Here is a 21,879-nt window from a genome sequence, read left to right on the forward strand (position 1 = left end):
TTCCAACCCGCAACGTTTTCCCTCACCACGGACCGCCCCAATGAAACTGTTCCGCTCCATGCTCTCCTGGTGCGCCGCCGGCGCCGTCGCGTTTGCCTCGCTCGGCAGCGCGGCCGCTCACGCGGAAGACCTCAGCTTCGGCATCATCTCGACCGACTCGTCGGCGGTGCTCAAGCAACGCTGGCAACCGTTCATCGACGACCTGAACAAGCAGACCGGCCTGCATGTGAATGCGTTCTTCGCCACCGACTACTCGGGCATCATCGAAGCCATGCGCTTCAACAAGGTGCAGATCGGCTATTTCGGCAACGCTTCGGCGATGGAAGCCGTGGATCGCTCGAATGGCGAGATCTTCGCGAAGGTGCTCTACGCGAACGGCGACACGGGCTACAAGTCGGTGCTCATCACCAACGTGAACAGCCGCGTGAAGTCGATCGACGATGTGTTCAAGAATACTAAGGATCTCACGCTCGGCTGGGGCGACCCCAATTCGACCTCGGGCACGCTGATTCCGGGCTATTACCTCTTCGCGAAGCGCGGCATTTCGGTGAACGCGACGAACTTCAAGACCGTGCTGCCGTCGAGCCATGAAGCGAACCTGCTTGCCGTGGTGAACAACAAGGTGGATATCGCCACCAACAACACCATCGAGCTTTCCACGCTGCAACAGAAGCACCCGGACCGCTTTGCCCAGGTGCGCGTGCTGTGGACCTCGCCGCTCATTCCGTCCGACCCGCTCGTGTATCGCAAGGATCTGCCTGAAGCCACCAAGCAGAAGCTGCGCGACTTCTTCTACCACTACGGCAAAACCGATCCGCGCGAGAAGAAGATCATGGCCGATATCACCGGCTATGCAGGCTTCGCGCCCGCCAGCGACGCGCAGCTCCTGCCGATCCGCCAGGTCGCGCTGTTCCAGCAGAAAGAGAAGATCACCGCCGACACGCATCTCTCCGACGACGACCGCAAGAGCCAGATCGCGGCCATCGACGCGAAGATCGGCGCGCTCGCCGCACCTGCGAAGCAGTAATGGGCGCAATGGATTTCGACAGCTCACGCGCCGTGCCGCAGGCAGAAGTCGCGAGGCCGGCTGCCACGCCGGCGGCGACGCCAAACGTCGCCGCCACGCCGCAAGCGGCCGCCCTTGCGGCGAGCGGCCTGGCAGGCAAGCGCAGCTGGTCCTCGCTCGCGCTCTGGGCCATCGTGTTCGTGCTGCTCGGCGTGGCGTGGCGCGGCGCCGACATGCGCCCGCTCGACCTGTTCTCCGACTCCGCGAACATGGGCACGTTCGCGCGCGGCTTCTTCCCGCCGGACTTCACGGAATGGCGCACGTATGCCCAGGAAATGTGGGTCACGATCGCGGTGGCGCTGTGGGGCACGGCGCTCGCCATCGTCTGCGCGGTGCCGTTCGGGCTGATGTCGGCGCACAATCTCGCGCCTGCCTGGGTGCTGCATCCCGTGCGTCGTTTGATGGACGCGTGCCGCGCCATCAACGAGATGGTGTTCGCGATGCTCTTCATCGTGGCCGTGGGCCTCGGGCCGTTCGCCGGTGTGCTCGCCTTGTGGGTGCACACGACAGGCGTGCTCGCGAAGCTCTTTGCGGAAGCGGTGGAAGCCATCGACCCGCGCCCCGTGGAAGGCGTGCGCGCGACGGGCGCCTCGCCGCTCGACGAGATCATCTACGGCGTGCTGCCCCAGGTCATGCCGCTGTGGATCTCGTATGCGCTCTACCGCTTCGAGTCGAATGTGCGCTCGGCGATGGTGGTAGGCATGGTGGGCGCGGGCGGCATCGGCGTCGTGCTGTATGAAGAAATCCGCTCGTTCGATTATCAGCAGACCAGCGCCGTTCTCATCATGGTGATCGTCGTCGTCACGGCCATCGATCTGATCTCCGCAAGACTGCGCGCGCGCGTGATCTGACGCGTTCCCCAACAGCCGCGCGAGCCGAATAGAAACACAACGACGGCTCGCACGGCTTTTCCCTATTTCTGGCGGCCACACGCGTTCGCTGGAATAATCACATGATTGCGGCCGCAACGGCCCGCGTCTCCAACAAACCATTCGATTCGCAATCCCGATGGCCAGTTTCGTCGTTCTGCTGGTCCTGCTCTCGGCACTCATGCACGCGAGCTGGAACGCCTTCCTCCATGTTTCGGGCGACCGCCTCTGGCTGCTCGGCATGTTCTCGGTGCCGTACATCGTCGTGAGCGCGATCGCCGTGTGCGTGCTGCCGCTGCCCGCGCCGGCGAGCTGGCCGTATATCGCCGCTTCGGTGGTGCTGGAGTTCGTGTATTGCTTCACGCTGATCCGCGCCTATCGCAGCGGCGACTTCGGGCAGATCTACCCCATCGCACGCGGGCTTTCGCCGCTGCTCGTATTCGGGGGGGCGCTGGTGTTCGCGCACGAAGACCTGCATGCGCTGGCGGCCACGGGCGTCGCGCTCGTTTCGCTTGGCATCATGTCGCTTGCTTTCAGGCGCGGCATGCGCTTTTCCGGCGAGAGCGTACCGTATGCGCTGCTCACGGGCCTTTTCATCGCGATGTATTCGGTCGTCGACGGACTCGGCGCGCGCCTGGCCGGTAACGGCATCAGCTACATCATGTGGGTGTATCTGCTCTGGAACGTCCCGCAGTTTCTCGTGGTCTGCAAGCTGCGCGGCGGCGCGGCGCGGATGTTCACGTCGAAGTCCGCGGTCGCGCGCGGCGTGCTCGCGGGCGTGCTCGCGCTCACGGCGTATTGCCTCGTGATCGAGGCGTTCCGTTATCTGCCTATCGCGATGGTTTCCGCGCTACGCGAACTCTCGTCGGTCTTCGCCGTACTGATCGGCTGGCTCTTCATGAACGAGAAGCTCACGGCGCGCCGCATGGTCGCGTGCGCGCTCGTGACTTGCGGGGCGGTGCTGATCCGGCTGTGAGCGGCTCGCGCCGTCGTGACGGCTTCGCTCACACGAAGGCGGGTAGCGTCGTATCGATCGCCTCGGCAAGCGTGTCGAACGCCGGCGCGATCTCCTCGTCGGGCACGCAGGCATAGCCGATCAGCAAGCCCGGATTCGCGCGCTCGCGCGACGAGTAATACCCCGAAAGCGGCCGCACCACGATATTGCGCGCGAGCGCGGCTTCGGCCACGGCGCGGTCGTCGCTGCCTTCGGGCAGCTGCATCACGACGTGCAGGCCCGCGTCGCCACCCATGGCGGGCAACGCGTCGCCGTAGCGGCGCGCAACGGCGTCCAGCAGCACCTGGCGGCGCTGGCCGTAGAGCGCCCGCATCTTGCGGATATGCGAGGTGAAATGCCCTTCGGCGATGAACTCCGCGAGCACGGCCTGCTGCAGCAATTGCCCCTCGCGGTACAACTCGGCGCTCGCGGTCGCGAAGCTTTCCGCCAGCGCTTCCGGCGCGACCAGATACCCCACGCGCAAGCCCGGAAACAGCGTCTTGCCGAAGCTGCCCACGTAGATCACCTGCCCCGCCGTATCGAGCCCCTGCAATGACGCGAGCGGGCGGCTGCCGTAACGGAACTCGCTGTCGTAGTCGTCCTCGATGATCCAGCACTGATGCTGGCGCGCGTACTCGAGCAACATGCGCCGGCGCGCGAGGCTCATCACCATGCCGAGCGGGTACTGATGCGAAGGCGTGACGAGCATGAGCCGCGGCGCAGGCGCGGCGAAGTCGTCGGCCGACGGGTTGAGCCCCTCGCTGTCCACGGCGATCGGCCGCGTATTGAGGCCTGAGACATGCAGCACGCTGCGCACGCCCCAGTAGCACGGGTCTTCGGTCCAGATGGTGTCGCCGGGGTCGGAAAGCAGACGCACGGCCAGGTCGATGGACTGATGAATCCCCGTCGTGATGATGATCTGCTCCGGCGAGCAGCGTACCGAGCGCGAAGTGCGCAGATAGTCGGCCAGCACGTGGCGCAGCAGCGCCAGCCCGCCGCCGGGCGCGTACGTCAGCAGGTCCGGGCGCAGGCTGCGCCAGTACTTGTTGTGCAGACGCGTCCACACGCGCGCGGGGAAGCGGGAGACGTCGGGCACGCCGGGCATGAACGCCCCGCCCTGGCGCTTCGATACGCCCGCGCTGGTAATCAGGCGCGTGCCGCGCGCCGAGAGTGCGCGCGCCGCGGGGCGCTGCGCCTGCGTGGCGGCTCCCAGTCCGCTTGCCGCCGCGGCTCCGGGTGCCTCCGCGGCAAGCGTCTCCGCGCCTCGCGCGCTCTGGCGGTTAGTTGCGACTTCTCCCGAAGGCTGCACGGCTCCTGACGCGCCGCTATTTTTGCGCGTTTGCATAGGGCCAATTTCCGTCGCCCCCACGATCTCGTCGGGCGACGTGTCCGCCACGAACGTGCCGCGCCCCGTTGCCGACGTGACATAGCCTTCGAGCACCAATTGTTCGTAGACCTGCGTCACGGTATTGCGCGCAATCCCCAGTTCGGCCGCCAGCAGCCGCGACGACGGCACCCGCGCCCCGGCCGGCAGCTCGCGCGACAGGATCGCCTGCTGCAGCAGCTTGTGCAGTTGCCGGTACACCGGCTGGGCGCTTCCGCGGTCGAGCCGTTGGGCCAGCCAATCGGACAGAACACTCGCACGCATCGAAATTGGCTCCTAAAGATTGCACTGAATGGCTCTGAAATTTAGAGCCAAATGTGAGTATAGTCGCGACATGGACTGCTTGCCGGTCCGCCAGCCAACTTCAGAACTGACACCGATTCCACAGGAGATGAACGTGAGCAAGAACGCCGATCTGCAAAGCCGCAAGAACGCCATTACCCCGCGCGGCGTGGGCGTGATGTGCGACTTCTACGCCGAGCGCGCCGAAAACGCGGAGCTGTGGGACGTGGAAGGCCGCCGCTTCATCGACTTCGCCGCCGGTATCGCCGTGTGCAACACGGGCCACCGCCATCCGAAGATCGTCGCTGCCATCAAGGCGCAGCTCGACCAGTTCACGCACACGGCCTATCAGATCGTGCCGTACGAGTCGTATGTCTCGCTGGCCGAGAAGGTCGCCCAGCGCGCGCCGGGCAGCTTCGCCAAGAAGGCCGCCTTCTTCACGACCGGCGCCGAAGCCGTCGAAAACGCGGTCAAGATCGCTCGCGCCCATACGGGCCGTCCGGGCGTGATCGCCTTCGCAGGCGGCTTCCACGGCCGCACGATGATGGGTATGGCGCTCACGGGCAAGGTCGCCCCGTACAAGCTCGCGTTCGGCCCGTTCCCGGCCGACGTGTACCATGCCCCGTACCCGAACTCGGTCCACGGCATCAGCACGGCCGACTCCCTTAAGCACATCGAGATGCTGTTCAAGGCCGACATCGATCCGAAGCGCGTCGCCGCGATCATCTTCGAACCGGTACAGGGCGAAGGCGGCTTCTACCAGGCGCCGGCCGATTTCGTACGCGGCCTGCGCAAAATCTGCGACACGCACGGCATCCTGCTGATCGCCGACGAAGTGCAAACGGGCTTCGCGCGCACCGGCAAGCTGTTCGCGATGGAACACTACGACGTCACGCCGGACCTCATGACGATCGCCAAGAGCCTGGCAGGCGGCATGCCGCTCTCGGGCGTGGTGGGCCGCGCGGACGTCATGGACGCGGCAGCGCCCGGCGGTCTCGGCGGCACGTATGCGGGCAACCCGCTGGCCGTGGCGTCGGCCCACGCAGTGATCGAGATCATCGAAGAAGAAAAGCTCTGCGAGCGCGCCACGAAGCTCGGCGACAAGCTCAAGGCCAAGCTCAATGCGATGAAGGCCGACGTGCCGCAAATCGCCGACATTCGCGGCCCCGGCGCGATGAACGCCGTAGAGTTCTGCAAGCCGGGCACGAGCGAAGCCGACGCCGACTTCACGAAGCGCGTGCAGACCGCCGCGCTGAACCGCGGCCTGCTGCTGCTCGTGTGCGGCGTGTACTCGAACGTCGTGCGCTTCCTGTTCCCGCTGACGATCCAGGAGACCGTGTTCGACGAAGCGCTCGCGATCCTCGAAGAGTCGGTCAAGGAAGCCGTGGGCGTGCCGGCGTAAGCCCCCACCACATGCTGGCCCGCGAGCAGCGAGCCAGCCGCGAAACGGCACACCGGCGCTTGCCGCTGTGCCGTTCGTCGTTCCAAGCGAATCGAATGAACACGTACCGGAGTGCAAGCATGAACCTGAAAGACGCATCGCTGCTGCAAACCAGCGCCTTTATCAACGGCGAATGGCAAGGCGCTGAAGACGGCGCTACGTTCGAAGTGAAGAACCCCGCCACCGGCGCGGTCATCGGCACGGTGCCGCGCATGGGCGCCGCCGAAACGCGCCGCGCGATCGCCGCCGCGAATGCCGCATGGCCCGCATGGCGCGCGAAAACCGCGAAGGAGCGCAGCGTCATCCTGCGCAAGTGGCACGACCTGATGATGGAAAACGCCGACGACCTCGCGCTCATCCTCACCACGGAACAAGGCAAGCCGCTCGCCGAGGCGAAGGGCGAGATCGGCTACGCCGCGTCGTTCCTCGAATGGTTCGCGGAGGAAGGCAAGCGTATTTATGGCGACACGATCCCCACGCCCGCCAACGACAAGCGCATCGTCGTGACGAAGGAACCCGTCGGCGTGTGCGCCGCGATCACGCCGTGGAATTTCCCCGCCGCGATGATTACCCGTAAGGTCGGCCCCGCGCTCGCGGCAGGCTGCCCGATCGTGCTCAAGCCCGCCGAAGCCACGCCGTTCTCGGCGCTCGCGCTGGCCGTGCTGGCCGAGCGCGCGGGCGTGCCGCGCGGTGTATTCAGCGTCGTGACGGGCGACCCGAAGGCGATTGGCGGCGAGCTCACGAGCAACCCCACGGTGCGCAAGCTCTCGTTCACGGGCTCGACGCCGGTGGGCCGCCTGCTCATGAGCCAGTGCGCCTCGACGGTCAAGAAGGTCTCGCTGGAACTGGGCGGCAACGCGCCGTTCATCGTCTTCGAAGACGCCGATCTCGATGCGGCCGTCGCCGGCGCGATCGCCTCGAAGTACCGCAACAGCGGCCAGACCTGCGTGTGCACGAACCGCTTCTACGTGCACGACGCCGTGTACGACGCGTTCGCGGCCAAACTGCGCGACGCGGTGGAAAAGCTCAAGGTCGGCCTCGGCACGGAGTCCGGCGTGACGCAAGGCCCGCTCATCAACGAAGCGGCCGTGCTGAAGGTGGAATCGCATATCGAAGATGCGCTCGCGAAAGGCGCTCAGGTGACCACGGGCGGCAAGCGCCACGCGCTCGGCCATGGCTTTTTCGAGCCGACCATCCTCACCGGCGTCACGCCCGCGATGAAGGTCGCGCGCGACGAAACCTTCGGGCCGCTCGCGCCGCTGTTCCGCTTCTCGTCCGATGAAGAAGTGATCAGGATGGCGAACGATACCGAGTTCGGCCTCGCCGCCTACTTCTACAGCCGCGACATCGGCCGCGTGTGGCGCGTGGCCGAAGCGCTCGAATACGGCATGGTGGGCATCAACACCGGCCTGATCTCGAACGAAGTCGCGCCGTTCGGCGGCGTGAAGCAGTCTGGCCTGGGCCGCGAAGGCTCGCACTACGGCGTGGACGACTACGTGGTGATCAAGTACATGTGCATGGCAGGCATGTAACGACCAGACGCAAAACGGGCGCCTTCTGAGGCGCCCGTTCGGATCGTAAAAAGGAGCCGGCGCCATATTGCGCCGGCTTTTTTAGGTGCTCACTGCGTGGCGGCGACCGGCGTCACCTGCGACGCATAAGCGGAAACGAACACGGCGTGGACCGTGTCGCCGACCTTCAAGGTCTTGAGGTCGATATCAGGCGTGGCTTGCAGCGTGACGGTCTGATACGCGCCGCGCAGCGTCACTTCGCGCTTCTTCGCGTTGATATGCTGCACCGTGGCCTGGACTTCGACCTGGCGCGCGGCGTCGTAGCCCGACGACGCGGGCAGATAGACATTGGTATCCACACGCTTGCGAATACCCTTGTCCTTGCCCGTCACCTTTTCGGCCGTCACGAGGAGCGCGTTCTTGTAGAGCACGTCGACGGTGTCGCCCACTTTAAGTTGATCGAAGTTGTTGACCTGCTGGCTGAGCGCGATATCGACATCATTGCCGCGCGGCCCCCGCAGCGTGACGACGCGTGCAGCGCGATCGATGCCGACGATCTTCGCCTGGATATGCACCGGCTCCGCGTTGGCAATCACGTCCTGCGCCGCGCTGGAGAGCGCGCTTTGCCCCTGCGGCGCCGAAGCGGGCGCGTCGTTTTGCGCGAACGCCCCCTGCGAAAGGCCTACGCCCATCACCCATGCCGCCGCCAGAATCGCTGCCTTCGTCATTCACATTCTCCTCGTCAAACGGGTTTGAATTGATTGCCGTATTTGCATCGGCGTGTGGCGCCGAAGTGCGGCCGATTCTACGCGCGGCTCTTAAAACGAGGACGCTACCTGGCCGAAGGCGGGTCAAGTTATCGCCAACAAATACGGCTAATTACCGAGGAGTTTGCAGAGGCTCAATATCCTGTGCGATTACGTGTTGAAACGGATCGCGCAATTGTTGCGTAGCGCGAAATGCTTATTTTTAGCGTGGCGTTGCTGTCTGCGTCGGCAGGGGCTCAATACCACGCACTCGATGGCAACTGCGCGAGGCTCGGCGGCGTGACAGCGCCGTAGTATGACGCCGTGGTGCCGCCGGCGGTCGTACCCCCCGCGAGGCCCGAGGTGAGATGCCCGATCACGCACTTCGTGCATGGCGGATTGCCCTTCGAATTAGAGCAGACCGGATTCGATTTGCATGGTGGCTGCGTATTGCCATTTGCCCCGATCACGTAGTCAATGTCGAACGCAGCGAAACCCACGATCGGCGTGTCGCCACCGCTGCCGCCGCTCATGATCGAGCCGTCTGCAACGACCGGCAGCGTCACCTGCATGGGAGGCGTGACCGGGAAATTGTTGTAGATCGTCGACTTCACGCCCGGCTGGATGGAGATGTTATTGCCTACCGATAGCGGGGGGCCGTTGCCGTTGACCATCAGGCAATCGGCAGCGGGAACGCTGCTCGGGCTCATGCCCGAGCAGGGGCCGTATGCACTCGGGTTCGAGTCGAGCGTGAGCACCGTCCATTGCGCGGCCACGCCAGCGCAGTTCGACGGCCCGCCATTGCCGATCTGGATCTCCTGGCCCGCGATCGGCTGACCGTTGCTCCAGTACGCCGGATTCTGATAAACACACTGGTTCATGGCGATCGGAAAAAGAACGCCCGGCAGCGCCGTCCCCGGCGCGGAAATAATGGCAACGGCCGTCGCACTCGCTTGCACGCTCGTCACGCCGAACATCGATCCAAGAGTCAGCGGTAAATTCTTGCCGCCGGCCAGCCCGACGGTGACGAGCACGGCGGGCTTGTCGGTGGGCGACGTGATGGTTTGCGACAACGAGGTGGGAACGTCCGTCGACGGCACGTTGGCGACGTCGTAGTAGCCGACGAGTATGGTCTGCGCCGAAGCCGCCTTGCCATTGGCGGCGTTGTCGCCGGCGTATTGCGTGGCGGCGCTGTCCGCCGCGGTCGTGGCAGCCGTCCACGTGGCGGGTACGGCGCTGGCGGCCAGTTGACCAGGCAACGTGTGTGCCCCCGCGAGTGCTGCGGCGTCCGCCGCATTTTGCAGTTCATGGCGCACGACGACCCACCGCCCGATGTCGATCGCAATAGCGGCCGCGAAAAGCAGCATGGTGAGAAATACGGCCACCTGGATGGCGACTGTGCCCTTCTCGCGGCGCGAAAGTCGCGGCATGCACGCCACGCGCCGGCGTCGAGTCATCTTGTCCATGTTGGTCCTCGCAAGGTTTGCAGCTGCGTGGCGACCCTACTCGCAACTCATCATCGTGGACGACGTGAGCGTGAGCGCATTCTTGAACGACGCGGGGAACGGGCTGATCACGGCCCCCAGCACGAGCCCCTGGAACGTGTAGCTCACGGCAACCGTCAGCGAGTTGCCAGAGGTGCAGCCGGTTCCGGTGGTGCAGCTGCTTGCTGCCGTGCAGCTCGTGACGGTGACGGTCGGCGTCGTCGCTTTGCCGAGGCCGATCAGCATGCTCGATAGTCCACCTGTCGCGATGGACTGGATCGTCGAGGCCGAAAGGTAAACCGGCTGCCCCGTCGAGGTTTCGCCAAACGCCACGCCCTGTCTCGCGGCCGCACGGCTCGCGCTGGTGATCACCGTCTTGTCGTAGAGCATGAAGCCGATCTCCGCGATGCCGAACAACAGCATCAGCAACAGCGGCAAGATCAGTGCGAATTCGACGATCGTCGAACCGCGCTCCGCGCGCGGCGACCGGCGGGCATGCCGGCCAGAGGTGACGGCCTGACGCCGTCTCGCCAGGACGGCCCGATGTGGCGCGCCTGCCATCGCTCGTTTCATGTGTCTCTCCCTGCGTGTGTGCCATCCACTGCGAAATCGCGCTCAGTTGCCGCCCGAGAGGCTCGGCCCGAGCGAGCGGTAGATGCTGATGAACGCCGGCCCCATCAGCACCAGGAGCAGCGTCGGGAAGATGCAGAACATCAACGGAAACAGCAGCTTCAGCGCGATCTTCGCCGCTTGCTCTTCCGCGCGCATGCGCCGGCGCGTGCGCAACGCGTCCGATAGCACGCGCAGCGACGCGCCGATGCTCGTGCCGAAGCGTTCGGCCTGAATCAGCATCGTCGCGAACCCGTCGATGTCCTCCACGCCGGTGCGCATCGCGAAGTTGCGCAGTGCCTTCTCCTTCGAGAAGCCCGAGCGCATTTCGAGCAGCATCAGATCGAGTTCGCTTGCGACCACAGGGCTGCGCAGCCGGATCTCCCCGGCGACCTTCATCATGGCCGCATCGAGGCCCAGGCCCGCTTCGACGCAAACGGTCATGAGGTCGATCGCATCCGGAAAGTCCTCGAAGATGGTCCGCTTGCGTCGCGCGATACAGCGCGACAACACGACGCCAGGCAGGTAGTAGCCCACGGCAGCGAGCGAGACGAGCAGGAGCGGCAACTGGCCCGGATCCAGCTGCGCCATCGACCCCACGCGCCACACGGCTGCCGCAAGCGGAAGCGAAATGGCCAGCACGGTGCGCGCGCCGAAGTAGATGCCGACCGCGCCCGGCGCGCGCCAGCCCGCGTTCATGAGCTTCACGCGCAGCGCCGAGACATGCCAGCCTTCCCTGGGCACCGAGAGCTTCGAAAGCGGCGCCGAAAGATCCGCCAGCTTCTCCAGCCATGCCGACTCGCCGGGGCCGCCCGCGAGCGCCGCAGCGGCGAGCCCCCCTTCGCCCCCCTCGCCGCTTGCCTGCTCGATGCGCCGGCGCAGGTTGCGCGGCGAGAGCACATGGAGCGCACCGAAGGTCAGTGCGCACACGCCGCCGAACAGGCAGACCAGCAACAGCCACTGCGTTGTGCCGAGCGTTTGCATGATGTTTCCCCGTCGAAATCTGTGTTTTTTTTCTGCTCGAAAGCCAAACCGCCTCACACGCGGATTCGCACGATACGTCGAATCCACAGCGCCCCGAACACCATGTCGAACGCCGCGATCTGCAGCAGCATCACGCCCGCCGGATCCGTCCACAGCGTCGCGAGAAAGGTGGGGTTGGTCACGTGGATGAGCGCCGCCGAGCCGAACGGCAGCAAGCCGAGCACCCACGCCGACAGCTTGCCTTCGGCCGCGAGCACCCGCACCTTGTCGAAGAGCCGGAAGCGCTCCCGAATCAGGCTCGCGATACCTTCGAGCAGTTCGGCCAGGTTCCCACCTGTCTCGCGCTGGATCAGCACGGCAATCACGAGGTAGCGCAGATCGGCCACCGGCATGCGGTTCGCGAGTCCGGTCAGCGCGTCGCCGAGGGACACGCCATAGTTGATCTCGTCGAACGTGATGCGGAACTCGCCGCCCGCCGGCTCGGAGAACTGCGTGCCGACGAGGTCGATCGCGCCGGAGAAGGCATGTCCCGAGCGCAGCGCCCGCACCAGCATGTCGCAGACTTCCGGCAACTGGCGCACGAACTGCAGGAGTCTGCGTGCACGGCGCCACCTCAGATAGACGACGGGCGCGATCGCACCGGTCACGGCAGCCGCAAGCACCGCCGCGGGCGACATATGCACGAACCATACGACTGCGGCACCCGCGAGCGATAGCCCCGCGCACATGCCGAGGAACTCCATGACCGACCAGCGTACGCCCGCCTGCATGATGAAAGCGTCGAGCGCGCGAATACCCGGCGTCATGCCCAGCGCACGGTCGAGCAGCGACGAGTTGCTCAGGCGCCGGGACTTGAGGATCGAGAGCGTTTCCTTGCGCGCTTCGCCCCCCGCCGCCAATGCTTCGAGACGGGCCTGCAGACGGCGGGCCACCGCGCTGTGGCGGCTGTTCCACCACTCCCACGCGCCCTGGCATCCCAGCACTACGGCGACGAACAGGAGCACGGCTGCCGTGATGAATGTCGAGCTCATGCGTTTCTCCTTGCATGCACCGAGCAGGATTCAGATCGTCTCGAAGCGACGGCCCGGGTCATAAACCGTATCCGGCACGTTCACGCCGAACGCGGACAGCCGGTCGCAAAACTGGGGGCGCACACCGGTCGCGCAGAAATACCCGCGCACGTTGCCCCCCGAATCGATGCCGTTGCGCCGGAACGCGAAGATTTCCTGCATGTTGACCACGTCGCCTTCCATGCCGGTGATCTCCGAGATGCTCAGGATCTTGCGGCGCCCGTCGGTCAAGCGCGCGACCTGAACGATCACAGTGATCGCCGAGGCGATCTGCTGGCGCATCGTGCGCGGCGGCAACGCGATGCCGCCCAGGCTGATCATGTTCTCGAGGCGCGTGAGCGCGTCGCGAGGCGTGTTCGCGTGGATCGTCGCAAGCGACCCTTCGTGGCCGGTGTTCATCGCGTTGAGCATGTCGAGCGCCTCCGCGCCGCGCACTTCGCCGAGGATGATGCGGTCGGGCCGCATGCGCAGCGCGTTGCGCACGAGCGCGCGCTGCGTGATCTCGCCGCGTCCTTCGATATTGGGCGGGCGCGTTTCGAGCCGCAGCACATGCGCCTGGCGCAGCTGCAGCTCGGCGGCGTCTTCGATCGTCACAATCCGCTCGTTATCGGGAATGAAGCCCGAGAGCACGTTGAGCAAGGTGGTCTTGCCGCTACCCGTGCCGCCCGAAACGAGGATGTTCACCTTGGCGCGTGCCAGCCCGTCGAGGACCTCGGCCATGGGTGGCGTGAGCGTCTGCAGATTGACCATGTCGGCCACCTGCAGCGGCTTGACGGCGAAGCGCCGGATCGAGACGAGCGGGCCATCCACGGCCAGCGGCGGGATGATCGCGTTCACGCGCGAACCATCCGGCAGGCGCGCGTCGACCATCGGGCTCGATTCGTCGATCCGCCGGCCCACGCGCGAGACGATCTTCTCGATCACCTTCATCAGATGGGCATCGTCGTAGAACTGGATGTCGGTGAGTTCGAGCCGGCCCTTGCGCTCCACATAGGTCTGGCGCGCCGTGTTCACGAGGATGTCCGAAACCCCCGGGTCGCGCAGCAGCGCCTCGAGCGGACCGAAGCCGAACATCTCGTCGTACACGTCGATGGAGAGCTGCCTGCGTTCGGCGTCGCTTGCCGGCGCCTTCCGGTCCTCGAGAAGGCGCCCGATCAGCGCGCTGATCTCCTGGCGGATCTGTTCCTGCGGCATGCGCGAGAGGCGTTCGAGTTCGACACGTTCGAGCACCGCCTGATGCATCTCGAAGCGCAACGACTGGTACGCGTCGGATTGGGCCCGGCCGGCGGCGGTCCCCGCACCGCCCACCTCCGTGCGTTGCCCGATGATCTGTTCGCGAAGCGACATGGCGTGTCTCCGTTAAAGGGTTCCGAGCTTCGGCGTCGCCGGCCTGCCGACGAGGCGCGCGAAGAGCGACTCGCCCCTCGCGCTCGTGCCGCCGGTTGCGCGCACGGGCACGGCAATGTTCGCGGCGAGCGCCTGCAGGCTGCGCGTCACCGGGCTGCTGCGCGCAGCGTCTGCGATCGGCACGCCCTGATTGAGCGCTTCGGCGACCGCGCGAGGGTCGTCGGCAATGACCTGCTGCGGCTTCATGCCGAGCACGCCCGCCGCCGCTTCGCGCGCCTGCTCGCCGTAGCGCGTATGGCGGTTCAGCACGAGGCGGATCCTGTCATGGCCGTAACCGAGCGACTGGAGGATATCCATGAGACGCCGTCCCGCGCGCAGATGCGGCATGCTCGTCTGCAGCACGACGTGAATCTCGTCGCTGCGATCGAGTGCGAGCATCGAAAGCGGGCTGATCGTCTGGCCGAGATCGAGGATCACACAGTCGTAGCGCGGTATCGCGACGCCGAGCACCCACTCGAGGCGCTCCGCACGGATCTCGCCTGCCTTGACCGGGTCGCCGGCGCCGGCCAGGATGTCGAAGTGGCTGCCGACATGCATGACGCTCGCATCGAAAAACGCCGCGTCCATGCGGTCGACATGCGCACAAAGCTGATCGAGCGTCGAGGGCGGCGTCTCGGACGTCACGAGAAACGCGGCATCGCCGTAGAGCGGGTTCAGATCGATGAGCAGCACGCGTTGCGCGTGCATGGACGCGACGAGATGCGCGACGTTCGCCGCGATGAAGCTCGTGCCTGCGCCGCCCCGGCAGGACATGAACGAGACGATCCGCGTGGCGCGCGCGCCGCGCTGGCCGCGCCGGCCAACGGCGCGCTGCAGCGCCTCGCCGATCGCAGCGCGCTCCGGCCTGCCCGTGAGCACATCGCGAAAGCCCGCCCGCATCGCTTCGATCAGCGCCTCGGGCGACGCCTCGGGAAGCAGCAGGATGCACGTGAGGTGCTCGTGGCGGCGGCACAGCTCGCTCACCGCCGCGAGGTCCGCGCCCTGCACCGTCTGCGCGTCGACGATCAGCGCGTCGAACGCTTCGAGCGTGTCGGCGCGGCCCGCGAGCTCGAGAGGCCGGCCGTTCACACGCGTGGTGCGGTAGGCGCCGCATTCGGCGATCAGGCGCAGCAGAGCGCCAAGCCGCGCCTCATCCGTTGAGGTAACGAGTATGTCGATCATGATCGTATCCTTGCGCTGAAGGTTGCCCGTGCGCGGCCGCCTCACTGGCCGGCGCTGCCGTTTACGCCCATCGAGTAGGCGTGGTCGGCGGCGGGCGGCTGCTGGTAAGACTTGTCGTAGAGCACCATCGCCGAGTCGGCGGCTTTGCCGTCGATGCCCTGCGGCGACGAGGCGTGCTGCGCGGCGTCCGGGTCGATGATCTGCGCGCGCATCGACGTCCTCACGGCGTCGCCGAAGTGCGCATCCCAGATGGGCGTGCTGGTCATGCAACCGCCGAGTGCGGCCGCGAGCGGCACGATCAGCAGTGCCTGGCGAAGAGTGGCGATAAGTTTGCGTGTCATGACGTTCCCCTGGGCACGGATCAGTGAGCAACGGCTTCGGCCGCGGCGATGCGGGCTGCATCCCGCTCGATGCGCTGAGCGTCGCCCGCCGGCTGTGGCGGCGCGAGCGGGGCCGCCGTGACCGGCTGCGTGACGACCGCCTGCGCGACCACCACGGCACCGCTCTCGTGCGGCAGCGCCATCTCGCCGACTGTCGCCGGCCGCGCGACCGGCGTCGCCGGGACGGCTCCCGCGGCGGGCTGCGTCGGTGCCGACGGCGCGGGCTGCGGCGCGCCGGCAGGCTCCGGTTGCGTCGATTGCGGCGCGGCAGGCGCGAAGCGACCCGTGTTGCGTGCACCGCGCCCTTCCATGTTGCCGGTCGCGTACACGTCGGCCTCGTTGACCTGCGTGAAGCTGTCGGTCGGCATCGGCAACTGCGCGAGCGCCTTCACCGGCTTCACCAGATGCGGCGTAATGATGAAGAGCAACTCGGAGCGGTCCTGCTGGAACGACGTGCTGCGCATCAGCGCGCCGAGCACGGGAAGCTCGCCGAGGCCCGGTATCGCCTTGAGCGAGCCCGTGATGTTGTTGCTGATCAGCCCGCCGATTGCGAAGGACTCGCCGTCGGCCATCTGCACGGTCGTCGAGGCGCGCCGCGTCGTAATGAGCGGCAGGATCGTCGAGCCGTTGATGTTCGACGCGGTCAGCGTGACGCCCGTCGGCGACAGCTCCGAAACCTCCGGCGCCACCTTGAGGTTGATGCGGCCGTTGCCGACCACCGTGGGCGTGAACTTCAGGCCCACGCCGAACTCCTCCTTCTGCAGCGTGTACACGTTGGCGCCTGAGCCTCCGCCACTTTGCGGCACCGGGATGAAGACCTCGCCGCCTGCCAGGAAGGTCGCCTCCTGGCCGCTGATCGTCACGAGATTCGGCTCGGCGAGAATCTTGACGAGCTGATCGGTCTTCTGCGCATCCATGGCGAGCTGGAACGGCTTGTTGTTCGCCTTCGAAAGCGCGAATGCGCTCGACACGCCCGCGAGCAGATTGCTCACGAGCGCGCCGGTCCAGGACCCGAAGCCGCCCTGGATGTTGATCGCCGAGCCGAGCTGGTCGATCAGCGTCTTGTCGACCTCGGCCACCTTCACTTCGAGCATGACCTGTTGCGGCGAATCGACCGTCAGCATGTTGATCACGCCGCCCGTCTTCGTGCTGGCACCGGGCCCACCCGCCGGGGTCACACCGAACACCTTCGCGATTTCGACGGCCTGTTGCGCCGCCTGGGCGCTCGACACGTGCCCCGCGAGCACAAGGTTGTCGGCGGCAGTGGAGACGCGAATGTCGCGCTCGTCGGGCAGAAGCTGCGCGAGCGCCTGGTGAAGGCCGCCCGCGTCCGCGCTCACGATCACGTCGATCACCTGGCACGTCCCGCTGCGGCCCTGCACGATCATGTTGGTCGTCCCGACCGACTGGCCCACGAGATAGAGCGTCCTCGGCGACACCATCGTGGCCTGCGCGATCTCGGGGTTGCCGAGCGTGCGGTTGCGCACCGGTTCGTCGACCGGCACGAGAATCGATTTACCGAGCGGCACGACGACACTGCGCTCGCCGCTGATCTCGCCCACGCAGTTCGGCCCGCGCAGCGGCCCTGCGACGGCCTTGGGCGCGCCGGTGCTGCCCGGCGTCGGCCCCATGCTGATTGTCATCTGCATCGGTCCTTTGCCAATCTGCCCCATCTGCATCGGCGCCGCTGCGGCGGCGTTCCTGGAGAGTGCGCCCTCTTCGGCCGCCACCTGGGCGCCAGCAGGTCCCGCGCACATGAGACCGGCGCTGACCCAGATCGCCGTGGCGATCGTCCATGGGCGGTGAATTCGCTGGTCCGTCCCGAGCCGCTTAACTTTTTGGTCGTTCATCTTGTGGTCCCCCGTAGCAGATCGTCTGGATCGAGATCCACACGTTCCTCACGTTATGTACCTGTCACGACTTGCATCTAACGTGCGTAGTCGCTTCAGATGGATTCAAAAGCATTCCTGACTTCCCTGCACCCCCGAAAGCACGCCGATGCAGTCTCGCTTCGCCTCCGCACGTGCGTGATACTTCACCTTCACCGGCTTGGGCGGCTCGGCCGGCAGCGGAACGGGCACCGGTTGACCGAGCAGCGTTTGCTTGGTCGCGCCGTCCGTCTTCAGCATGTCGTGGTCCACCTGGTTGCGCAGCACCAGCGACAACGTGCCGACGCTGCGCGCGAGATCGAGTTGCTCGGCCTGTTCCGGCGTCACTTCGAGCGTGACTGCATTGACCACCTTCGGCGCGGTGTCGTCACGATTGACCTGCTGCGCAACGGCCAGCACGAGAATCTTCTCGAGGACGATCTTGGAAATGCTTTGACCATCGTTGTGATTGGCGCCCTGCTGGGTATTCACAATCACGTCGACGTAGTTGCCGGGCAGCGCGAAGCCGGCCACGCCCACCACATCGTTCACGCGCACGGTGATGGCGCGGCGCCCCTCGCCGATCACGGCCGAGAGCCCGCCTTTCGTTCCCACCGGAGCGAGCTTCGACTCGAGCACCGGCTCGCCGCGCGTGAGACTCGTGCGCACCACGCGCCCATCGAGCGACTTCGGGGTCGCGAAGGCGCCGGGCGGGACGCTATCTCTCGGCCAGTTGATCGTGCGAACCATCGCTTCGTTCAGCGGCTGCCCGAGATTGATGTCGTCGGCAGCGACGGTCACGGGTACCGTCGTCCCCGACGAGGTCTGAATGAGCCATCGCGACGCGAATAGCACCGCAGCAAAGCCGGTGAGCATGGCAATCGCCAGCATGGAAAGAGCGCGCCTGTTTTTCATGTCGTCCTCCTAATCAAATTGCGTCGATCGGCGACATGCCGTGCGGCGCCTTGCTAGTTGCGTGTCAGTGGGATTCGGCGGCCGGACTATGCGGCGCGGGAAAGCACGACGATGGTCCCGGCGGCGATGGCGGCCGCGTAGGGAATCATGCCGACCGACCCGCCCGGAATCTCTTCCAGGCGACCCAGCTTCCGGCCGCCGTGGGACAGCGAGCCGAACAGGCATGCGACGTTGGCGAGCAGTCTGGAAAGGCGTCCGCGCACGAGAACCAGTGCGAGGGCCCAGCCGCCGCCGAACAGGAAGGTCATGATCGCGACGGCCAGGGTGGCTTCAGGGCCGACCCAGGCGCCGACGAGCATCAGGAGCTTCACATCGCCCGCGGCCGTGCCGCCGAGCAGATAAACAGGAAAGAGAAGCGCGAAGCCCGCCAGAATGCCCTCGATCCATTGAGCGAAGCCCTCGAGCGGGCCGCTCAGCCAGAGCTGCGCTACCAGCGATGCGATCAGTCCGAATGCGATCAAGGGATTGGGTACGCGGCGTGTCGTGAGGTCCGTGCTGGCCGCCAGCACTACTGTCAAGGTCACCGCAAGCGGAATGGGCTGCGGCGGAAGATGCGCGATGATCATGGTCTACCCCGTTTCGGTTTTTTTGTAGTTCAAGCGGTTGCGGCAAGGTGTCTCTTTGGTGGACACGCCAGGCACGCTGCTTGTTCTATCGTCCGGCACACCGATCGCCGGACACATCATTCATTGATTTGTATTCGGGTGGACGCCTTCAGGCGCCCCCCGAACGGTGCAGCGGTTACAGCGCGTTGACGATCGTGGTGAACGCGTTATTGATGTCGGTGCCGAGCGTCTTGACGGTGGTTACGATGACCGCCGCGATCAGTGCGACGATCAAACCGTATTCGACTGCCGTTGCGCCTTCTTCGTCGTTGATGAAGCGCTTTGCCGTAGCGATGATGTTTTGCATGTCTAACTCCACTTGATTGATTAATTGGTCACCCCGACCTGCCCGTCTTCTCGTGTGACTCGGTCAACGAGTTCGTCGAGCAGGCGATTACTTTTTAGTTGATTTCTCACCGGGGAATTGTGCGCTCCGCAACGTTGATGAACGTTTTGTTTGCGGGGCACTTTTAGCTAAATCCTTCACTGAACCGATGCTTCCCGATCCCGCGAAACCGCATGAGACAAGGCTCTCGGGTAAGCGATATCAGGGGAAGCCAGTAGCTTGTCGACGACCATCGTTCGCGCGTGCGGGTTAGTGCTTATGCGCCTTGTATCAATGAGGCAGGCGGGCGGAAACGCTTCCACAAAAGGCGGGAGCGCTTCCATAGAGATTCCTTCATTTTATTTTTTAGACATCGATATTTATTTAATGCCTTGTTTTAAGCACTATTCCACCATGGAAGACAAAATTCCATCCGCTCATGTCGCAAAATTTGATTGATTTTACAACTACATTCGCAGAACAGACGCGCACCAATGGAATGCGCCAGTAGATGGCGGGGCGACATGCATGCAGTCAGGGACGCCGCATGCGGGATAGCCCGGTCGGGATGCTGGAAAGGTTTGCAGAAGGCTTTTTGAAAGTTGGCACTCCATACGCACATCACCGTCGTGCGCCCGCAACAACGGACCACGCCGACAGACTCGATACAGTACTTACAGACGATTACACATGGGGCACACCTGGCAATCGGTGCTACTCATACAATCGACGCGTCGAAAGTCTTGGGGAGACGATAGTGAGAAAAGCACGAACGATCATTGCAGCGGCGGCCTGCCTGCTGGCGTGCGCATCGGTTACGGCCTACGCGCATGGCGGCGGCAATGGCGGTGGTAGCGGAGGCGGCAACGGCGGCGGAAATGGCAATGGCGCCGCGCTGGGTGCGGGCGTGGGCGTTGGGCACGCGAGCGTCGGCCACATGGACGGCGTGTCGCTGGGCCATATGAGCCATGTGGGTTTCAGCAACACGAACAGCCACGTTTCAGCGGACCGTGACAAGGGCCTGGCGCGAGCGGGCGACCGGGCGGGGCATCACGCACACGGCCATAGCTTGCATGCGGACGGAAGGTCGGCGAGCCATATGAGCGAGCGGGGCTTGAGCGAAACGAATAGCCATATCTCGGCCGACCGCGACAAGGGCCTTGCGCGGGCCGCGGACCGTTCGGCATTGCCGTCGCAACCGCACGTAGGCGACCCAACCTGAACGAGAGCGCCTCAAGGAAGGACGAAGGCGCGCAGCAAAACAAAAAAGCCGCGGACCAAATCGATCCGCGGCTTTTTCAATTCAGGGCGATCAAAAATCAGACACGCTCGATCGCGATCGCAATCCCCTGCCCCACGCCGATACACATCGTGCAAAGCGCGAAGCGACCTTGCGTGCGATGGAGCTGATACGTGGCGGTCGTCACGAGCCGCGCGCCGCTCATCCCGAGCGGATGCCCAAGTGCAATCGCCCCGCCGTTAGGGTTGACGCGAGGATCGTCATCCGCGACGCCGAGCATGCGCAGCACGGCGAGCCCTTGCGATGCAAAAGCTTCGTTCAACTCGATAACATCGAACTGGTCGATGGTCATGTTCAGACGCGCGAGGAGCTTCTGCGTAGCGGGCCCGGGACCAATGCCCATCACGCGCGGCGCGACGCCAGCCGTCGCGATACCGAGCACGCGCGCACGCGGCACGAGCCCGAAACGCTTCGCGTTCTCCTCGTTGGCGAGGAGCAGCGCGCAAGCTCCATCGTTCACGCCCGAAGCATTGCCAGCCGTCACCGAGCCATCCGGGCGCACGACGCCCTTGAGCTTGGCCAGCGCTTCGATGCTCGTTTCACGCGGATGCTCGTCGCGCGAGAAAACAATCGGATCGCCCTTCTTCTGCGCAATCGTCACCGCGACGATCTCCTGCGCAAGCGTCCCGTCCGCCTGGGCGCGAGCCGCCTTCTGCTGGCTGCGAACCGCGAACGCATCTTGATCGGCGCGGCTCACGTTGTAATCGACGGCGACGTTTTCGCCCGTTTCCGGCATCGAATCCACGCCGTACTGCTGCTTCATCAGCGGATTGACGAAGCGCCAGCCAATCGTCGTGTCGTAGATCGCGGCGTCGCGAGCGAAGGCGCTCGCCGACTTGCCCATGACGAACGGCGCGCGGCTCATGCTTTCCACGCCGCCCGCAATCATCAGCCCGGTTTCACCCGACTTGAGCGCGCGCGCGGCAATGCCCACGGCGTCCATGCCGGAGCCGCACAGGCGGTTCACCGTCGAGCCCGGCACGGCCTGCGGCAAGCCCGCCAGCAGCGACGACATGCGCGCGACGTTACGGTTGTCCTCGCCCGCCTGGTTCGCGCAGCCGTAGATGACGTCGTCGATCGCCGTCCAGTCCACGTCCTTGTTGCGCTCCATGAGCGCTTTGAGCGGAACGGCGCCGAGGTCGTCGGCGCGAACCTGGGCCAGGGCGCCCGCGTAGCGGCCAATAGGCGTGCGAACCGCGTCGCAGATGAATGCTTCCGTCATGTGAGTCTCCTTTCGATCGCAGGCACTTGATGCGATCCCATGCAAAGATGATTGAGATTGACGGACTGCGCGGGCGAAAATGGGAGCTCGAACGCGCACGTCCTCGTGCGATTTGTTCGACTGTCGAACCGATGATCGTTAATCGAACAATTTGATGGCCATAATAGGCGTGTCCCGGGATGGGTGTCAAGCACGT

Annotated in this window: 20 protein-coding genes and 2 pseudogenes; 7 read left to right on the plus strand and 15 right to left on the minus strand. The window is 65.2% G+C overall.

Going from position 1 to position 21,879, the window contains the following annotated elements; translation table 11 throughout:
- The first annotated feature begins 40 nt into the window (after positions 1-40).
- The 3 genes from phnD to A3CW_RS0105460 all read left to right on the plus strand — a co-directional run bounded on the left by phnD (position 41) and on the right by A3CW_RS0105460 (position 2,911).
- Positions 41-1,027 (plus strand): phosphonate ABC transporter substrate-binding protein, encoded by a 987-nt coding sequence (gene phnD, locus A3CW_RS0105450; protein ID WP_028202651.1) that lies wholly within the window; start codon positions 41-43, stop codon positions 1,025-1,027.
- 8 nt (positions 1,028-1,035) lie between these two features.
- Positions 1,036-1,917 carry a phosphonate ABC transporter, permease protein PhnE gene (gene phnE / locus A3CW_RS0105455; protein ID WP_035512444.1) on the plus strand — a complete coding sequence of 294 codons (882 nt, stop codon included), beginning with the start codon at positions 1,036-1,038 and terminating at the stop codon, positions 1,915-1,917.
- 157 nt (positions 1,918-2,074) lie between these two features.
- The gene (locus tag A3CW_RS0105460; protein WP_028202653.1) at positions 2,075-2,911 is read left to right on the plus strand and encodes an EamA family transporter; all 837 of its coding nucleotides are present in this window, start codon (positions 2,075-2,077) and stop codon (positions 2,909-2,911) included.
- Between the two features lie 28 nt (positions 2,912-2,939).
- On the opposite strand, the pseudogene pdxR reads toward A3CW_RS0105460, so the two are convergent.
- Together pdxR and A3CW_RS54530 are read right to left on the minus strand one after the other, a co-directional pair.
- Positions 2,940-4,118, minus strand: a pseudogene (pdxR, locus tag A3CW_RS0105465) (MocR-like pyridoxine biosynthesis transcription factor PdxR); the annotation flags it as partial.
- Between the two features lie 165 nt (positions 4,119-4,283).
- Positions 4,284-4,577, minus strand: a pseudogene (locus A3CW_RS54530) (GntR family transcriptional regulator); the annotation flags it as partial.
- A gap of 127 nt (positions 4,578-4,704) precedes the next feature.
- Here A3CW_RS54530 and gabT point away from each other — a divergent pair.
- A complete protein-coding gene (gene gabT, locus A3CW_RS0105470; RefSeq protein WP_028202655.1) occupies positions 4,705-5,997 on the plus strand; it encodes a 4-aminobutyrate--2-oxoglutarate transaminase in 1,293 nt (430 codons plus the stop codon).
- A gap of 95 nt (positions 5,998-6,092) precedes the next feature.
- On the plus strand, positions 6,093-7,568 hold the full coding sequence (gabD, locus tag A3CW_RS0105475) for an NADP-dependent succinate-semialdehyde dehydrogenase (protein WP_028202656.1): 1,476 nt from the start codon (positions 6,093-6,095) through the stop codon (positions 7,566-7,568).
- An 89-nt stretch (positions 7,569-7,657) separates the two neighbouring features.
- Here the strand turns inward: gabD and A3CW_RS0105480 are convergent, their stop codons facing one another.
- The 12 genes from A3CW_RS0105480 to A3CW_RS50560 form a co-directional block, all read right to left on the minus strand.
- Positions 7,658-8,275 carry a hypothetical protein gene (locus A3CW_RS0105480; RefSeq protein WP_051481245.1) on the minus strand — a complete coding sequence of 206 codons (618 nt, stop codon included), beginning with the start codon at positions 8,273-8,275 and terminating at the stop codon, positions 7,658-7,660.
- 275 nt (positions 8,276-8,550) lie between these two features.
- Entirely contained in the window at positions 8,551-9,759 is a 1,209-nt protein-coding gene (locus A3CW_RS0105485; protein ID WP_081771532.1) for a pilus assembly protein TadG-related protein, read from the minus strand.
- A gap of 36 nt (positions 9,760-9,795) precedes the next feature.
- The gene (locus A3CW_RS0105490) at positions 9,796-10,350 is read right to left on the minus strand and encodes a TadE/TadG family type IV pilus assembly protein (RefSeq protein WP_245623544.1); all 555 of its coding nucleotides are present in this window, start codon (positions 10,348-10,350) and stop codon (positions 9,796-9,798) included.
- A gap of 42 nt (positions 10,351-10,392) precedes the next feature.
- Positions 10,393-11,370, minus strand: a complete 978-nt coding sequence (locus A3CW_RS0105495; RefSeq protein ID WP_028202660.1) for a type II secretion system F family protein — start codon at positions 11,368-11,370, stop codon at positions 10,393-10,395.
- A 53-nt stretch (positions 11,371-11,423) separates the two neighbouring features.
- Positions 11,424-12,401, minus strand: coding sequence for a type II secretion system F family protein (locus A3CW_RS0105500; protein ID WP_028202661.1), 978 nt, complete (start codon positions 12,399-12,401; stop codon positions 11,424-11,426).
- A gap of 30 nt (positions 12,402-12,431) precedes the next feature.
- Positions 12,432-13,787, minus strand: a complete 1,356-nt coding sequence (locus A3CW_RS0105505) for a CpaF family protein (RefSeq protein ID WP_028202662.1) — start codon at positions 13,785-13,787, stop codon at positions 12,432-12,434.
- Positions 13,788-13,799: 12 nt separating this feature from the next.
- Positions 13,800-15,008 (minus strand): AAA family ATPase, encoded by a 1,209-nt coding sequence (locus A3CW_RS0105510; RefSeq protein WP_028202663.1) that lies wholly within the window; start codon positions 15,006-15,008, stop codon positions 13,800-13,802.
- A gap of 41 nt (positions 15,009-15,049) precedes the next feature.
- On the minus strand, positions 15,050-15,349 hold the full coding sequence (locus tag A3CW_RS0105515; protein ID WP_028202664.1) for a hypothetical protein: 300 nt from the start codon (positions 15,347-15,349) through the stop codon (positions 15,050-15,052).
- 20 nt (positions 15,350-15,369) lie between these two features.
- The gene (locus A3CW_RS45365; protein WP_081771533.1) at positions 15,370-17,238 is read right to left on the minus strand and encodes a type II and III secretion system protein family protein; all 1,869 of its coding nucleotides are present in this window, start codon (positions 17,236-17,238) and stop codon (positions 15,370-15,372) included.
- A 105-nt stretch (positions 17,239-17,343) separates the two neighbouring features.
- On the minus strand, positions 17,344-18,171 hold the full coding sequence (cpaB, locus tag A3CW_RS0105525; RefSeq protein WP_028202665.1) for a Flp pilus assembly protein CpaB: 828 nt from the start codon (positions 18,169-18,171) through the stop codon (positions 17,344-17,346).
- Positions 18,172-18,257: 86 nt separating this feature from the next.
- Entirely contained in the window at positions 18,258-18,794 is a 537-nt protein-coding gene (locus tag A3CW_RS0105530) for an A24 family peptidase (RefSeq protein WP_028202666.1), read from the minus strand.
- 178 nt (positions 18,795-18,972) lie between these two features.
- The gene (locus A3CW_RS50560; protein ID WP_063750804.1) at positions 18,973-19,143 is read right to left on the minus strand and encodes a Flp family type IVb pilin; all 171 of its coding nucleotides are present in this window, start codon (positions 19,141-19,143) and stop codon (positions 18,973-18,975) included.
- 258 nt (positions 19,144-19,401) lie between these two features.
- On the opposite strand from A3CW_RS50560, the gene A3CW_RS52245 reads away from it, so the two are divergent.
- Both A3CW_RS52245 and A3CW_RS50090 read left to right on the plus strand, forming a co-directional pair.
- The gene (locus A3CW_RS52245; protein WP_154677866.1) at positions 19,402-19,620 is read left to right on the plus strand and encodes a hypothetical protein; all 219 of its coding nucleotides are present in this window, start codon (positions 19,402-19,404) and stop codon (positions 19,618-19,620) included.
- Positions 19,621-19,918: 298 nt separating this feature from the next.
- Positions 19,919-20,383 carry a hypothetical protein gene (locus tag A3CW_RS50090; protein WP_051481248.1) on the plus strand — a complete coding sequence of 155 codons (465 nt, stop codon included), beginning with the start codon at positions 19,919-19,921 and terminating at the stop codon, positions 20,381-20,383.
- Between the two features lie 97 nt (positions 20,384-20,480).
- On the opposite strand, the gene pcaF is transcribed toward A3CW_RS50090, so the two are convergent.
- Complete coding sequence (gene pcaF / locus A3CW_RS0105545; protein ID WP_028202667.1) at positions 20,481-21,683, minus strand: 3-oxoadipyl-CoA thiolase; 1,203 nt, start codon at positions 21,681-21,683, stop codon at positions 20,481-20,483.
- Positions 21,684-21,879: the final 196 nt, after the last annotated feature.

The organism is Paraburkholderia nodosa DSM 21604 (genome assembly GCF_000519185.1).
Taxonomy (GTDB): domain Bacteria; phylum Pseudomonadota; class Gammaproteobacteria; order Burkholderiales; family Burkholderiaceae; genus Paraburkholderia; species Paraburkholderia nodosa.